The following is a 13,311-nucleotide window of genomic DNA, read 5'->3' as shown; positions in this document are numbered from 1 at the left end:
AATCTTCCTTTTTTTACTATAAAACAGATTAAGATATAAAAAGTAGATCATAGCTTTAAATGTGTCGATGCCATATGTATAAACATTTCTGGTTGATGCGTTGAAATCATAAAGCTCATGCCTTCTGCTTTCTTTTGCTCAATAAACGACTTTAAGACCAATGTACTTTCTGTATCGAGTCCCGATAGAGGTTCATCTAAGATAATTAAATCAGGATTCCCTAAAAATGTTGAAAGGATTGCTAGTTTTTGTTGGTTACCTTTAGAAAGTTCATGAATACTTTTAAACAATGGAATATTAAAAGCAAGCAATAAATTTTGATCAATCTTTGCTTTTTTGATTTTAGCTAACGTTTCAAGATAAGTTAGCACTTTAATAAATAATGGTAACATCGCTTTTTCAGGTAAATATCCTATTTTAATCTTAGAAGATTCTACGCACCCTGTATCAGGATGCGTAAAACCTAAAATAAGTTGAATTAAAGTTGTTTTACCATTACCATTTTCACCACTGACTAATATAAAATCACTGCGATTTATTTCAAGATTAAATTGTTTATTCAAGTAATGCTTACCAGCATTATTAAGCTTAATTAAGGGCATATAAGTTAATCAGCATTCCGCTTTCCTTTAAAATGTGATAATCGATAATATACCTAAAGTTTTCAATCACCTGTTGTTCGTTATTCGCATAATGAATAATCACTGGCACATTATCTAATAAATAGTTATCATTTTCAATATAAATAATCAGTTGATTGTCTTTTAGTTCAAATGTTGTTTCTATGTGAGGGCTAATCTCAATATAGTCAATGGTTTCGGTTATAGTCGCATATTCAATAATGATTTTATTCAATCTTGATAAAAAAGAGTGTTCTTGTTTCATGCCACTCAGTGATGTCCATTCTAGGTTTTTCGATGATGTTTGAATGTGATATAAAGAAAACGTACCAATCATAAGTTCATATGAATCATCATTAATCAAATCTATATGGATAAAACAGTCAGCTATTTCAAAGAGATTATCTAAGTAAGGCATATTAAAAATAAGTGTATATAAAAGGTAAGTTTCATTCAAGTAACTTTCATGATGTCCTTCAAGCACTTTAATTAAATCTAACTCCAGTTTTTTAGTAGCATCCTCATTAGCAATGTAGACCATAGAATAACTTGATAAATCGCTTAAGGGATGATCTGCTTGATTAAGATAAATCGGTATTTCTATCGATTGATTAGAGTCATAATGGTACGCATAGGATTTAGAAACTGTAATCACTTTTGGTGATACTTTTTCTTGGTTATTCATCATCACCACAATCATTAACCCAGACAACATAATCACCGTTATATAAAAAATCATGTTTTTCATATGCGCTTTTTCTCAAGTCGTTGGTATTGTGTTGTAATTAAAAAGAGTTCAAAACCACCACGTTCCGTTCTTATCCAAAAAAGATAACGAGCTGCAACCCCATTCGTAACTTTCGCTTCACCATAAACATATAAATCAACTTGAGTGCCTGGATCAACCTTTAAACTGATTTCATAAGTTTCTTTATCCTCAGATGTTCTTGTATAATCTGCAGATAACTTCAAAGAAGCATCTAGATTATTTTTAAATGCAGCAGCACCTTTTTGATTTTTAATGCCGATTGTTCCAGAAGCTGATATCCCTAATTTCGTGTTGACCTTGCGGTCTAATTTGTATTTATAGTCTATCGGTGTATAGCCATCGTTATAATATGAAAAGAGTGTTTCTGAAACATATGTCGCTTTTGCATTGGAATGAACTTTATAGACTTTCCAACCAGAAAACTGTCTTTTATCTACATTTTTATAATAAGCTGTGTAATCTTTCGATGTAAAGTCTTCTAATAGCTTTCCATTAGCAACCACGATATGTTCATAACTTTGATAATTAGTCCCACCATATGATGTATTCGGTATCAAATACACCATCATCAAACATAATACCGTAAACAATAGTTTTTTCATTTATCTATCCTCCTGCCTTATGATAGATGTGACATGACATTTTTACTTTAAAAAAAAGACCCGAAGGTCTTCTTAACTATGATCTATAGATCCGGTTATTAAATTTGATTTGACTAAATCTTGACCTTGCAACTGTTGAATCACTTGTTTAAGTTGTTCAATACCAAATTTGGTACCTTCTAATGCAATATCTGATTTTTCTGTTTCAATTTTAAACTTAACTTCATAATAAGATCTTTTTAAATATTTCTTTTTCACAGATTCATCAATAGTATATCTACCCATTTTAATCGCTGATGAACGACTGCCAAGCGCACTTGGCATTGATATTTGTCTAGCAGATATTTCTAGTTTGTGTTCATCAGAAAAATGAATATTGAGTAAATGATCAAGTTGATAAGGTGGAGTAGGTATGCCAGATTTAATGATTTGAAAACGATATGTTTTTGAATCGAAGAGCATATAGTTTAGCATCAAGGTATTTAAAGGTATTAAATGATTAGGAGAAATAACCCTGCGGGTATAAAGATTCATTTGTGTGAGTTGAGATAAATGAATAACAACACCACCTATAACCGGTAGTATAACGACTAATCCATAAGGTAGAATCGCATTAGGAAACATCAATAATACGACAACTAAGCTAGCAAGTGAAATAATCCACAAAGCTATTTTAATAAGCTCTAGTCTTTTATATTCTGGTCTTGACTTATATATTTGCTTAATTTTATGTGCATAATCTTCTTTTGTCATAGATCCTCCTTGTTATACGAATAGAAAAGGGAAGAAAAACATCTTCCCGATTTCTTATTTATTTTTCTTGCTAGTCATAAAAGCTTCAATGTCTGTAACTTCTTTAATAATGTCTTTAGATAGGTTAATACAGCCTTTACTAGTAACAACAACATCATCTTCAATACGAATGCCAATACCTTCTTCAGCAATATACAATCCAGGTTCGATGGTAATTAAAGCACCTTCTGGAATAGGTAGGCTATAGTTTCCAACATCATGAACATCTAGGCCAAGATAATGACCTAAGCTATGATAATAATACTTATTAATTTCTGCATCTTCTTTAATTAATCCAAGTTGCTTCGCACCTTCGATTAATATATTTTTTCCATAATCAAAAAACTCTTGAACAGAAACACCTGGTTTTAACCATTTGATTGTTTCTTTATTAGCTTTTAAAACAACTTCATAGATTTCTTTTTGTCGTTTGGTAAATTTACCATTTGCAGGATAAACTCTCGTAATATCTGAACAATAATGTTCATATTCTACACCTAAGTCAAATAAGATAAGATCACCATTTTTAATTTGATCTTTATTTTCGACATAATGAAGAACGGTTGCGTTTTTTCCTGATGCAGCGATTGTATCAAATGATGGTATGGTACGATTTGCATTTAAGACAAAATTATATTCAGCTTGTATTTGATATTCGTATTTATCTGGTTGTAGGGTAAACATGATTTGGTTTAATCCCATTTGAGTGATTGCTAATGCACGCTTAACTTTTTCGATTTCGTCTTGATCTTTAACCATTCTAAGTTCTGCTAAAATCATTTGGTTTGTTTTGGTTTGTATAAATGGATATAGTTCTTTTAGTTTTTGTGCATATTGAATTGGAATCGTTGGTTCTGATAGGTTGCTTTGTCTTTCTAAATCAAGATAGATTTGTTCGATTGAACCAAATAGTGCTCTTCTTGAAGTTGATAAAAGCTGTGAAATGGTTTGGTCTAGAGTTGTGATATCTTTGATATCTTTTAATTCTAGGTCAGCAATCTTTGCAGCTTCTTCAAATGTATGACCTGCACCATCCCATAATGCCTTGACTGGATCAACTTTTTCGATAAATAAGTAACACGCTGCATCTTTTTCTCCTTTAGCAACCAACAAACAAACGTTTTGTTGATCTATACCAGTTAAGTAAAAGAAATTTCTATTGACTGAAAAAGGATAGTTTTGATCATTAGAGCGTTGTGGTGCTTTTCCTGAGAAAAATAACGATAATGAATGTGACTCGATTTTGTTTAAATACTGTTCTCTTCTTTTTTTATACATAAGTTCCCTTTCTAGAGTGCATCAATTTGTTTTTTCAATTGATCACTCGTTTGATGAACAAAAGTTTTTGCTTTTTCCATCGATTGGTCTTTGGTTCCTAAATAGACTTTAAGTTTTGGTTCAGTACCACTCGGTCTAAATACTATCCAAGTGTTATCTTCATAGTAGTATTTGAGTACATTTGATTTTGGGTAGTCTAATTTCGTTTCTACACCATTTTCGAAACGAATACTTGAAATGATATCATCATAAGCTAAAAGTTTTTTAGACTCGATTTGAGGTGGGTTCTTTCGATAATGATCCATCATCTGATTCATCTTTTCAATCCCCGATAAGCCTTGGAACATAAAGCTTGCAGTATATTCGTAGTAGTATCCATAAGTTTGATAGATTTCATCTAAGTAATCGATTAATGTTTGACCTTTGGCATCAACGTAGTTTACAATCTCTGCTAACATATAAACAGCTTGAACAGCGTCTTTATCTCTAACAAAGTCTTTAATCAAACTACCATAAGATTCTTCACATCCGAAAATGTAAGGTCCCTTATCTTGATTCAATTCAGCCAATTCACCTATAAATTTAAATCCAGTTAATGTTGTTTGAACTTCTATATTAAAATCGGTTGCTATTGTTTTAATCATATCTGTTGTTACATTGGTTGTATAAACAAATCCGTTTTTGGGAAGTTTATTCTGAGCTTTTAATTGTGTAAGAATGTAATAAAGCTCAATCGTAGCTGTCTGATTCCCACTTAATAAGTGGTACTCACCATCATGATAAACTGCAATCCCTAAACGGTCTGCATCAGGATCTGTTACCATCACAACTGGAGCATTAATTTCTTTCGCATAGGATATCGACCCAATATAGGCTTCTTTTTCTTCAGGATTCGATGAATCCGTATTAGAAAAATTCGGATCAGCAATCATTTGAGGTGTATAGGGATAAACGAGATATCCTTCATCTTTTAACAGCTTAGGAATAATATCTTTACCCGTTCCATGAAGCGGAGAATAGACGATCTTAACAGGTTTATCAACCTTATTTAGTTGAATGGTTTTCACTTCATTTAAATAAACATCATCCATCGATAGATCTATATATTGAATCAAATCATTTTCAATCGTTTCAATTTCAAATGGATTATCAACTTGATTGATCTCATCAATAACTCTATCAGCATCTTTAGGATTGAGTTGTGCACCTGTTTGATCATAAGCCTTATATCCATTATAAGATTTCGGATTATGTGAAGCTGTAATCATAATGCCACCTGCACACTTAAAATAGCGTACAGCATAAGATAACATCGGTGTTGGTCTTAAATCTTGATAAACATATGAGCCAATACCTTGAGCTGCTAAAACCATTGCTGCTTCTTTTGCGAACTCTTTTGAGAAGTGGCGATTATCATATGCAATTGCAACATTCCCTGGAATATGATTCTTTTTAATATATCTAGCAAAACCCAAAGTTGCTTTGCGAATTGTATAAATATTAACTCGATTAGAACCTACACCTAAAAGACCTCTTAAACCACCGGTTCCAAAAGATAAGTCAGTTCCAAATACTTCTTCAATTTGCTCTTCGTTTAAACTAATCAGCTCATTCAATAATGTTGGGTCTAAATCTTTTTGATTAAGCCAAAATTGATACTTTTTTAAATATGACATATTTACCACCTGTTGTTATTATATAATAATTAACATTAAAATAGCCAGAAATTTCTGGCTATTTATTGATTAATTGACGTTTCTTTTAAATATTTTAAGTAATCCATTCAAGACGACATCAGGATCTCTAGTTAATGGATGTTTACATAAAGGAGCAATCGTTTCTGATAATCCTCCTGTTAAGATTAAATCGAAATCTTCTTGAACCTCATCTCTGACGCGTTCAACTAAACCATCGACTTGTGCTGCAACACCATATGTTACCCCTGATTGCATGCATGCAATCGTATTGGTTCCCAACACTTTTTTAGGAACTTCGATATCAATATCCGGTAGTAAAGCTGTATTTCCCACTAATGCTTTAATAGAAATACCGACACCTGGCGTAATGATGACGCCTAAAATGGTTTTATTTTTGATGTAGATATATTTAATTGCTGTACCTAAGTCAACAACTAAAGTTGGGTTTTTTGTATCTTCTACAGCAACAGCTGCACAAATCAAATCACCACCTACTTCTTTTGGATGATCTGTTTTTATGTTTAACCCTGTTTTAACACCTGGACCAATGATTAATGGATCAATTTTAAAGAACTTCTTTGAAATTTCTTTAAGTTTTTCTGTAATTCTTGGAACAACAGATGAAATCGCTATTTCTTTAATTAACTTAACGTCAAACAAATCTCTCATCGATACATAATATTCATCTGCAGTTTTGTTAACTTCAGTGTTTAACCTATATGTTTCAACTAAACCTTTATCATCAGCAAGTCCAATCGATACGTTGGTGTTGCCTACATCAAATAATAAAATCATCAAAAATCACTCATTTCTTGTTTTAGTTTTTTTCTCTTACTTGTTCAAGGGCAAATAATATTGGTGTCCCAATAAATGCTGCTAAAATTGCTTCAACTAAGCCATTAGATACCGCAATAGTCACAATCAATCCAAAGAGTTGATCACTTGGAATTAAGGTTGTTACTAATGCTCTTTCAAAGATAACTAAAGCAGTTAATACAACTATCGTATGTATGACAGTAGCTAGAATTAAGGTTGATGGAACTAAGATACGTCTGTTATCATCTTTCTTAATAAATGCATAGTATCCAGTAATAAAACCGACATTAATCAGCAAAAACAATATCGTAACCCAAGTCCGATTCCATCCAGAAAAATCTACAATCGCTTGGCCAGCATAGTAAATACCTAAAGATGTAATTAAAGTAACAATTGCAAAAATATAAATATTTGAATTTTTCACTTTTTCATCGAACACTTTAAATAACTTAATAATATAGATTGCTGCTAATACAAATAGTAATCTTGGAAGTACTGAAACCAGAGGGTTAACAAACGCAGGGTCAAGCGGTCCAGTAGGTGTTGTAGCTGCACGTATTAAAGAACCTAATCCAAAGAATAAACCTAAAATCAAACTATATTTCTTTGGCAATAAAAAAACACCAATCAGTACAGGAATATGAATCAGCGTTAAGGCAACCGTTCCAATGGTTATATAACCAATTTGAGGTACGAATGTCATCACTAAAATAATTGCTGCAAAAACCGACGTTAACGTTAAATCTTGAATATCACTTTTTTTCATTTTTTTCTCCTTTTTAGGCCACAAAGGGTCCCATAAGTTATGGCTTTATTATAATACTTTTAATCAAAAAACACAAGAAAAAAAGTCCTAAAAACCTAGGACTATTCGAAATATGCTCCCCATGGACTATTATCTGGATCTGTATAAATTCTATTTCCGCGGTTTAAGCTATTTATTTCTTCAACTTCTTTTTCTGACAAATTTATTCTGGTTGCCTTAAAGTTTTCTTCTAAACGCGCTGGAGTGACAGTTTTAGGTATCATGATGATGCCTCTAGCTAGTCCCCAAGCAATCACGATTTGAGGAATGGTTGCATGATGTTTTTTCGCAATTTTTCCTAATCCTTCTTCCCAAATACCTTCAAAGATGCCACCTTTCATAAAAGGTCCATAAGATTCTAAAGCAATCTTTTGCTCATCTAAGTATTTTTTTAAAGGAACTTGTGATAAACCAGGATGACATTCAACTTGATTGACCATCGGTTTAACGCGTGCTGTTTCATATAAATCTAGTAAATGATGTTTTTGGAAGTTAGAAACACCGATTGCTCTAACCTTTTTTTGCTCATATAAGGACTCAAAAAACTTCCAAGTTTGTTGATTAATCGTTTTATCATGGTTTGGCCAATGAATCAAAAATAAATCAACATAATCTGTTTGTAACTTCTTTAATGATTCATCAAATAACTTTTCCATATTCTCAACCGTTGAGTGTCCACCCTGCTTGGTTGTAATAAAGATTTCTTCTCTTGGAACTTTAGAATCTCTAATCGCGTCTCCGACACTTTCTTCATTCTTATACATTTGTGCAGTATCAATATGTCTATAACCTAATGATAAAGCGTATTTCACGCTTTCATAAGCACTTTCTCCATCTGCCATTCTAAATGTTCCTAAGCCGAATTGTGGCATTTCTACGCCATTGTGTAATTGAATTGTTTTCATCTGTTACTCTCCTTTAAATTTTTAATTATTTCTGGATTTAACGTACGAAGAACAGTAAATAACATCTTTCTGGCTGCATCTAAATCTCTAACATCCATCATCGCTGCTGTACTGTGAATATATCTAGCAGGTAGACCAATCGTTGTAGCAATCACACCAGCACCCATATCAAGTGCTTTAGCTGCATCTGTTCCACCTTTCGATGTAAAGTGTTGATGAGGTATTTTATGTTTTTTTGCGAGTTTAACAAAAAACTCTAAAGTGCCTTGATGCATAACATTTCTTGGGTCATACATTCTTAATAAGAAGCCCTTATTTAATCCACCTAAAGCATCTTTATCGATTGCATCATTAACTGGTGATGCATCAAGTGCTAGAAAAACATCAGGATTAAAAGCGTTAACAGCAGTTTCAGCACCACGTAAGCCAACTTCTTCTTGAACGGTTGCTCCACTGACTAATGTAAACGGTAGGTCAACATCATGAAACTTTTGAATCACTTCTAAAGCTAGACCACAACCAAAACGATTATCGATTGCTTTTGAAATAATACGATTCGGATTTCTTGTATATTTAAATGGATTATCATATAAAACCATATCACCAAGTTCTACACCAAATGCTTTAGCTTCTTCTTTAGAACTTGCACCGATATCTAAGATTAAATCACTAATAGCTGTACTTTGCTCTGTTCTAAAGTGTGGTGGAATCGTACCTACAACACCATGAATCACTCCATTTTTTGTATGGATGTTTAAAACTTGAGATACGAACACATCACCGTTTAGGCCACCAATGGGCTGAATCTTTAACATGCCTAAATCGGTAAACCCACAAACAATCAAGCCAACTTCATCCATATGTCCTGCAATCATCACGACAGGAGCATTTTCAACCTTAGATTTTTTTACAGCAAAAATAGATCCTAAGCGATCTGTTTCTACAGTATAATTTGGATATTTTTGCATAAAGTTTCGCATATATGTTCGAACTTCCTTTTCGTATCCACTGGTTCCCATTAAATGAAATAACTCTTTATAAATTTTCTTCAACATGTTTTTCTACCTCTCCAATAAGCTGATAAATAGGTCCTAACGCTCTTTTTTTGATTTCATATTCTGTCATATAAGGTGATTCATCTAAATCGTAATCAACTGATTTAATATTTAAATAGGGTTCAATATATTCCAAACTGTCTTGAAATAAATCTAAATGATCAGTTCTAAATTGAATAAATGCATTTTGTTTTAATATGTTACAATACTGTTTTAAAAATGATGGGGATGTTAGTCTTCTTTTATGATGTCTTTTCTTTGGCCAAGGGTCAGAAAAGTTAAGATATAAACCATCAATTGAATCAGCTTCAAAATATTGTTCTAAATATTGTGCATCTCCATGCACAATGATCAAATTATCTAATTGCATCTCATTCTTTTTTTCTAAGATTCGATAACACACATTGATATTAACTTCCATGGCAATCCATAAATCATCAGGATAATCTTTAGCTTTGGCAGTAATAAACTGGCCTTTTCCACTACCGATTTCTAAAAATCGTTTTCGATTGTCCAGTTTAAGTTTTTGAATTTCAACGATAACACCTTCTGATGCCAAGTTTTCAATCGTTGCTGATTTAATTTTCTTTTGTCGCATAAGTTTCATCCAATCTATAAACATAAAGCGGTAAATTTTACCACTTTAGTTTTCGTTATCAAGCATTACGCCAATCTTCCTAAACCTTCTGTAATCATAAAGTCACTTAATGCAACGATTGCTTTTTCAGCATCGCTACCAGTCACTGATATTTTAACGATTTCTCCTTTATAAATACCTAAAGACATTAAACCCATGATTGATTTAAGATTTACTGTTTTTCCTAAAGCGGTCAAACTGATGTCAGAATTAAAACTCATCGCAAGATTAACAAGCCTAGTTGCAGGTCTAGCATGTACTCCATATTCTGAAATAATTAGAAATGTTTGTTCCATTATTTGTCCTCTCTCATCTTATCATTAAAATATGATACGACTTCTTTTGTATGATTTTTGATCAATAACGTAAGTTCTTTTCCTTTTAAAAATGCTGGAATATTTAATTGCTTCAATTTAAGTGTGTCAACTTCTCTGACTTGAGACAACACAATTTTTAATCTTTGATGTTCACTTGATATTTCAATGATGTTTTTTCTTTTTCCAACAGCTTCAAACAATTGGTCGAGATACGCATCACCTAAAGGTACGACTTTAAGCTTAACTCTTTTTTTTCTTTTGATGGATATAAAGATGAATGCAATTAAAAAGATTAGAAAGATAAATGCAACATCGAAGTAAATTACATATTGTGGTTCAATTCCTAGTAGATACCCCATATCATATCCTCCATCTATATAGATTATATCTATTTTATGTTATTTTTTCAATCATTTAATAAACATGGCATCACCAAATGAAAAGAATCTGTAGTGTTGATCAATTGCTTCTTGGTATGCTTTTTTAATAAAATCAGTACCAGCTATTGCACTGACTAACATCATTAATGTTGATTTAGGTAAATGAAAGTTTGTTATCAATTGATTGGCTGCTTTAAATTGGTATCCCGGGTAAATAAATATACCCGTTTCGTATGTACCTTCATGAAATCCATTGTCAAAATTACTTTCAATGGTTCTTAGTGAAGTTGTTCCGACGCAGACGATGTTTTTCTTGTTTTTAACAGCTTGATTTAAGCGATCTGTACTTTCTTTAGTTAACGTATAGGTTTCTTCATGCATATGATGATCTAAGACGTTATCTACTGAAACAGGTTTAAATGTGCCAAGACCAACATGAAGTGTAATAGGAATGATTTCAACACCTTGAGATTCAAGTTGTTTTAATAATGCTTTTGTGAAATGTAGACCAGCAGTTGGTGCTGCTGCACTTCCTAAGTCTTTTGCATAAACCGTTTGGTAACGGTCTTTTTCTTCTAATTTTTCAGTAATGTAAGGTGGAAGTGGCATAGTACCTAATTGTTCTAGGATTTCAATAAACAAACCTGAATAATGCATCTTAAAGACACGTAAACCTTCATCTTTGATCTCGATACATTCAGCAATCAAAAGGTCACCAAATAAGACTTTCGTCCCTATTTTGACCCGTTTTGCAGGTTTCGTCATCGCTTCCCAAAGATCTTTTTCAAGCTCTTTTAATAATAACACTTCTATTAAAGCATCTGTTTCTGCTTTAACTCCCATTAGTCTAGCAGGAATGACTTTTGTGTTATTAATCACCAACACATCATGATGACCTAAATACTTAGTAATATCATAAAAATGTTGATGTTCAATACTTTCATCATTTCTGTTTAAAATCATTAATCTTGAATGATCTCTTTTCTCGCTGGGATGTTGTGCTATTCTATCTTTTGGTAAATTAAAATCAAAATCACTAACTTTCATCATTAAACAATCCTTTATAATATTTGATGCCTAAGGATTGATAAGCTTTTTCAGTCGCCATTCTTCCTCTAGGTGTTCTTTTAATATAACCTTCCATTAATAAATAAGGTTCATAAACATCTTCAACTGTTGTTATTTCTTCACCGATGGTAGCTGCTATGGTTTCAATACCAACAGGTCCTCCAGCAAACTTTTCAACAATACTTCTTAAATATCTATAATCAGTATGATCTAAACCATTATGATCAATACCTAATTTAGATAATGCGTGATTCGTAATTTTTTCATTAATCACACCATCACCAATAATTTCTGCGAAATCTCTAACCCGTCTAAACAAACGGTTTGCTATCCTAGGCGTACCTCTACTTCTTTTAGCTAAAGCGTTAACGGCATCTTCTTCAATCTCGTTTTGATAAACTGTTGATGTTCTTTTAACGATTTTTTTCAAATCATCAACATCATAATAACTCAACCTTAAGACAACGCCAAAGCGTTCTCTTAACGGTGCTGATAAATCCCCAAAACGAGTGGTTGCTCCAATTAAAGTAAACGGCGGTAAATCGATTCTAATCGATCTTGATTCATGATCTTTGCCAATCACAATATCTAAAACATAATCTTCCATCGCTGCATATAAAACTTCTTCTACAAATCTTGGAAGACGATGAATTTCATCAATAAATAAAACATCACCAGGATTTAATGAACTTAAAACAGCAGCCAAATCGCCACTTCTTTCAATGGCAGGACCACTCGTTATTTTAATTTGTACACCAAGCTCATTGGCGATAATTTGTGCAAGTGTTGTCTTTCCAAGACCAGGAGGACCATACAACAAAATATGATCTAATGCTTCTTTTCTCTTCAAAGCTGCTTTAATATAGACATCAAGCATTTCCTTAATATCGTTTTGTCCGATATATTGGTCTAAGGTCTGAGGACGAAGCGTTTGATCTTCATCTTCTTTGATTGACATTGCCGTTACAATACGTTCTTTATCCATAAATTACCTACTTTATTAGCAATTGTAATGCAGCTTTAATCATGGTTTCAACCTCTTGATCTTGGTCGATTTTTTTCATGACTTTTCTAATCTCAACTTTAGAATAACCTAAAGCTGAAAGTGCAGCTTCTACATCACTTTTATGTGTTGGAACAAGTTCAGTATCATCATCAACCAACTTGCCTTTAAGATCTAATATAATTTGTTGAGCACTCTTTAAACCAATACCTGGAAACTTAGTTAAATACTTAATGTTACCTTCTTCAATTGCGAAAATCGTTTCATTTAAGTTCTCAGTAGCAAGAATACTTAATGCACTTTTTGGGCCAATACCGGATACGCCAATAAGGCGAATAAACAGGTCTTTACTTTCAAGACTCTTAAAACCGTAAAGATTATCTAAATCTTCACGGACATAATGATGGGTATAAATTCTTGTTGCCTCACCTAAATGATAACTGTATGGATTCGGTGAAATAATCAAAAAACCAATGCCATTGTTTTCTATCACTAAATAGCTTGGTTTGATTTCTTTAATCGTTCCATCGATATATGCATACATGTTCTTCACCACACCTTTTATAT

Annotated in this window: 16 protein-coding genes; all 16 read right to left on the bottom strand. The window is 32.5% G+C overall.

What is annotated here, in order from left to right:
• Window positions 1–47: 47 nt before the first annotated feature.
• Complete coding sequence (locus QJ521_RS00250; protein WP_282838359.1) at window positions 48–602, bottom strand: ATP-binding cassette domain-containing protein; 555 nt, start codon at window positions 600–602, stop codon at window positions 48–50.
• Window positions 589–1,368 (bottom strand): hypothetical protein, encoded by a 780-nt coding sequence (locus QJ521_RS00245; RefSeq protein ID WP_282838358.1) that lies wholly within the window; start codon window positions 1,366–1,368, stop codon window positions 589–591. The genes QJ521_RS00250 and QJ521_RS00245 overlap by 14 nt, the downstream gene beginning before the upstream one ends.
• A complete protein-coding gene (locus QJ521_RS00240; RefSeq protein ID WP_282838357.1) occupies window positions 1,365–1,991 on the bottom strand; it encodes a hypothetical protein in 627 nt (208 codons plus the stop codon). The genes QJ521_RS00245 and QJ521_RS00240 overlap by 4 nt, the downstream gene beginning before the upstream one ends.
• Before the next feature lie 72 nt (window positions 1,992–2,063).
• Window positions 2,064–2,744 (bottom strand): hypothetical protein, encoded by a 681-nt coding sequence (locus QJ521_RS00235; protein ID WP_282838356.1) that lies wholly within the window; start codon window positions 2,742–2,744, stop codon window positions 2,064–2,066.
• A gap of 54 nt (window positions 2,745–2,798) precedes the next feature.
• Entirely contained in the window at window positions 2,799–4,061 is a 1,263-nt protein-coding gene (locus QJ521_RS00230; protein WP_282838355.1) for an aminopeptidase P family protein, read from the bottom strand.
• An 11-nt stretch (window positions 4,062–4,072) separates the two neighbouring features.
• Window positions 4,073–5,737, bottom strand: a complete 1,665-nt coding sequence (locus QJ521_RS00225) for a phospho-sugar mutase (protein ID WP_282838354.1) — start codon at window positions 5,735–5,737, stop codon at window positions 4,073–4,075.
• A gap of 69 nt (window positions 5,738–5,806) precedes the next feature.
• Entirely contained in the window at window positions 5,807–6,553 is a 747-nt protein-coding gene (locus QJ521_RS00220) for a type III pantothenate kinase (RefSeq protein ID WP_282838353.1), read from the bottom strand.
• A 22-nt stretch (window positions 6,554–6,575) separates the two neighbouring features.
• Window positions 6,576–7,340, bottom strand: a complete 765-nt coding sequence (locus QJ521_RS00215) for an ECF transporter S component (RefSeq protein WP_282838352.1) — start codon at window positions 7,338–7,340, stop codon at window positions 6,576–6,578.
• Between the two features lie 101 nt (window positions 7,341–7,441).
• Window positions 7,442–8,284 carry an aldo/keto reductase gene (locus tag QJ521_RS00210; protein ID WP_282838351.1) on the bottom strand — a complete coding sequence of 281 codons (843 nt, stop codon included), beginning with the start codon at window positions 8,282–8,284 and terminating at the stop codon, window positions 7,442–7,444.
• Complete coding sequence (locus QJ521_RS00205; protein ID WP_282838350.1) at window positions 8,281–9,339, bottom strand: M42 family metallopeptidase; 1,059 nt, start codon at window positions 9,337–9,339, stop codon at window positions 8,281–8,283. Before QJ521_RS00205 ends, QJ521_RS00210 begins: the two co-directional genes overlap by 4 nt.
• Entirely contained in the window at window positions 9,320–9,937 is a 618-nt protein-coding gene (gene trmB, locus QJ521_RS00200) for a tRNA (guanosine(46)-N7)-methyltransferase TrmB (RefSeq protein WP_282838349.1), read from the bottom strand. The genes QJ521_RS00205 and trmB overlap by 20 nt, the downstream gene beginning before the upstream one ends.
• 65 nt (window positions 9,938–10,002) lie before the next feature.
• The gene (locus tag QJ521_RS00195) at window positions 10,003–10,272 is read right to left on the bottom strand and encodes an HPr family phosphocarrier protein (protein WP_347568062.1); all 270 of its coding nucleotides are present in this window, start codon (window positions 10,270–10,272) and stop codon (window positions 10,003–10,005) included.
• Entirely contained in the window at window positions 10,272–10,652 is a 381-nt protein-coding gene (locus QJ521_RS00190) for a hypothetical protein (RefSeq protein ID WP_282838348.1), read from the bottom strand. Before QJ521_RS00190 ends, QJ521_RS00195 begins: the two co-directional genes overlap by 1 nt.
• A gap of 51 nt (window positions 10,653–10,703) precedes the next feature.
• Window positions 10,704–11,720, bottom strand: a complete 1,017-nt coding sequence (queA, locus tag QJ521_RS00185) for a tRNA preQ1(34) S-adenosylmethionine ribosyltransferase-isomerase QueA (RefSeq protein WP_347568066.1) — start codon at window positions 11,718–11,720, stop codon at window positions 10,704–10,706.
• On the bottom strand, window positions 11,710–12,726 hold the full coding sequence (gene ruvB, locus QJ521_RS00180; RefSeq protein ID WP_282838346.1) for a Holliday junction branch migration DNA helicase RuvB: 1,017 nt from the start codon (window positions 12,724–12,726) through the stop codon (window positions 11,710–11,712). Before ruvB ends, queA begins: the two co-directional genes overlap by 11 nt.
• A 7-nt stretch (window positions 12,727–12,733) precedes the next feature.
• On the bottom strand, window positions 12,734–13,288 hold the full coding sequence (gene ruvA / locus QJ521_RS00175; RefSeq protein ID WP_282838345.1) for a Holliday junction branch migration protein RuvA: 555 nt from the start codon (window positions 13,286–13,288) through the stop codon (window positions 12,734–12,736).
• Between the last annotated feature and the right edge of the window lie 23 nt (window positions 13,289–13,311).

Origin of the sequence: Peloplasma aerotolerans (assembly GCF_030012175.1) — a bacterium.
GTDB classification, from domain to species: Bacteria; Bacillota_I; Bacilli_A; order Acholeplasmatales; family Acholeplasmataceae; genus Peloplasma; species Peloplasma aerotolerans.
Note: the sequence above shows the minus strand (reverse complement) of the source record. Positions and strands in the feature narration are given on the sequence as shown.

What these genes read in the sequence shown, in the direction of transcription:
- trmB (WP_282838349.1), bottom strand. Translation starts at nt 9,937, where the DNA reads ATGCGACAAAAGAAAATTAAATCAGCAACGATTGAAAACTTGGCATCA.
- QJ521_RS00250 (WP_282838359.1), bottom strand. Translation starts at nt 602, where the DNA reads ATGCCCTTAATTAAGCTTAATAATGCTGGTAAGCATTACTTGAATAAA.
- QJ521_RS00245 (WP_282838358.1), bottom strand. Translation starts at nt 1,368, where the DNA reads ATGAAAAACATGATTTTTTATATAACGGTGATTATGTTGTCTGGGTTA.
- QJ521_RS00235 (WP_282838356.1), bottom strand. Translation starts at nt 2,744, where the DNA reads ATGACAAAAGAAGATTATGCACATAAAATTAAGCAAATATATAAGTCA.
- QJ521_RS00205 (WP_282838350.1), bottom strand. Translation starts at nt 9,339, where the DNA reads ATGTTGAAGAAAATTTATAAAGAGTTATTTCATTTAATGGGAACCAGT.
- QJ521_RS00240 (WP_282838357.1), bottom strand. Translation starts at nt 1,991, where the DNA reads ATGAAAAAACTATTGTTTACGGTATTATGTTTGATGATGGTGTATTTG.
- QJ521_RS00225 (WP_282838354.1), bottom strand. Translation starts at nt 5,737, where the DNA reads ATGTCATATTTAAAAAAGTATCAATTTTGGCTTAATCAAAAAGATTTA.
- QJ521_RS00215 (WP_282838352.1), bottom strand. Translation starts at nt 7,340, where the DNA reads ATGAAAAAAAGTGATATTCAAGATTTAACGTTAACGTCGGTTTTTGCA.
- ruvA (WP_282838345.1), bottom strand. Translation starts at nt 13,288, where the DNA reads ATGTATGCATATATCGATGGAACGATTAAAGAAATCAAACCAAGCTAT.
- QJ521_RS00210 (WP_282838351.1), bottom strand. Translation starts at nt 8,284, where the DNA reads ATGAAAACAATTCAATTACACAATGGCGTAGAAATGCCACAATTCGGC.
- QJ521_RS00195 (WP_347568062.1), bottom strand. Translation starts at nt 10,272, where the DNA reads ATGGAACAAACATTTCTAATTATTTCAGAATATGGAGTACATGCTAGA.
- QJ521_RS00220 (WP_282838353.1), bottom strand. Translation starts at nt 6,553, where the DNA reads ATGATTTTATTATTTGATGTAGGCAACACCAACGTATCGATTGGACTT.
- ruvB (WP_282838346.1), bottom strand. Translation starts at nt 12,726, where the DNA reads ATGGATAAAGAACGTATTGTAACGGCAATGTCAATCAAAGAAGATGAA.
- QJ521_RS00190 (WP_282838348.1), bottom strand. Translation starts at nt 10,652, where the DNA reads ATGGGGTATCTACTAGGAATTGAACCACAATATGTAATTTACTTCGAT.
- QJ521_RS00230 (WP_282838355.1), bottom strand. Translation starts at nt 4,061, where the DNA reads ATGTATAAAAAAAGAAGAGAACAGTATTTAAACAAAATCGAGTCACAT.
- queA (WP_347568066.1), bottom strand. Translation starts at nt 11,720, where the DNA reads ATGAAAGTTAGTGATTTTGATTTTAATTTACCAAAAGATAGAATAGCA.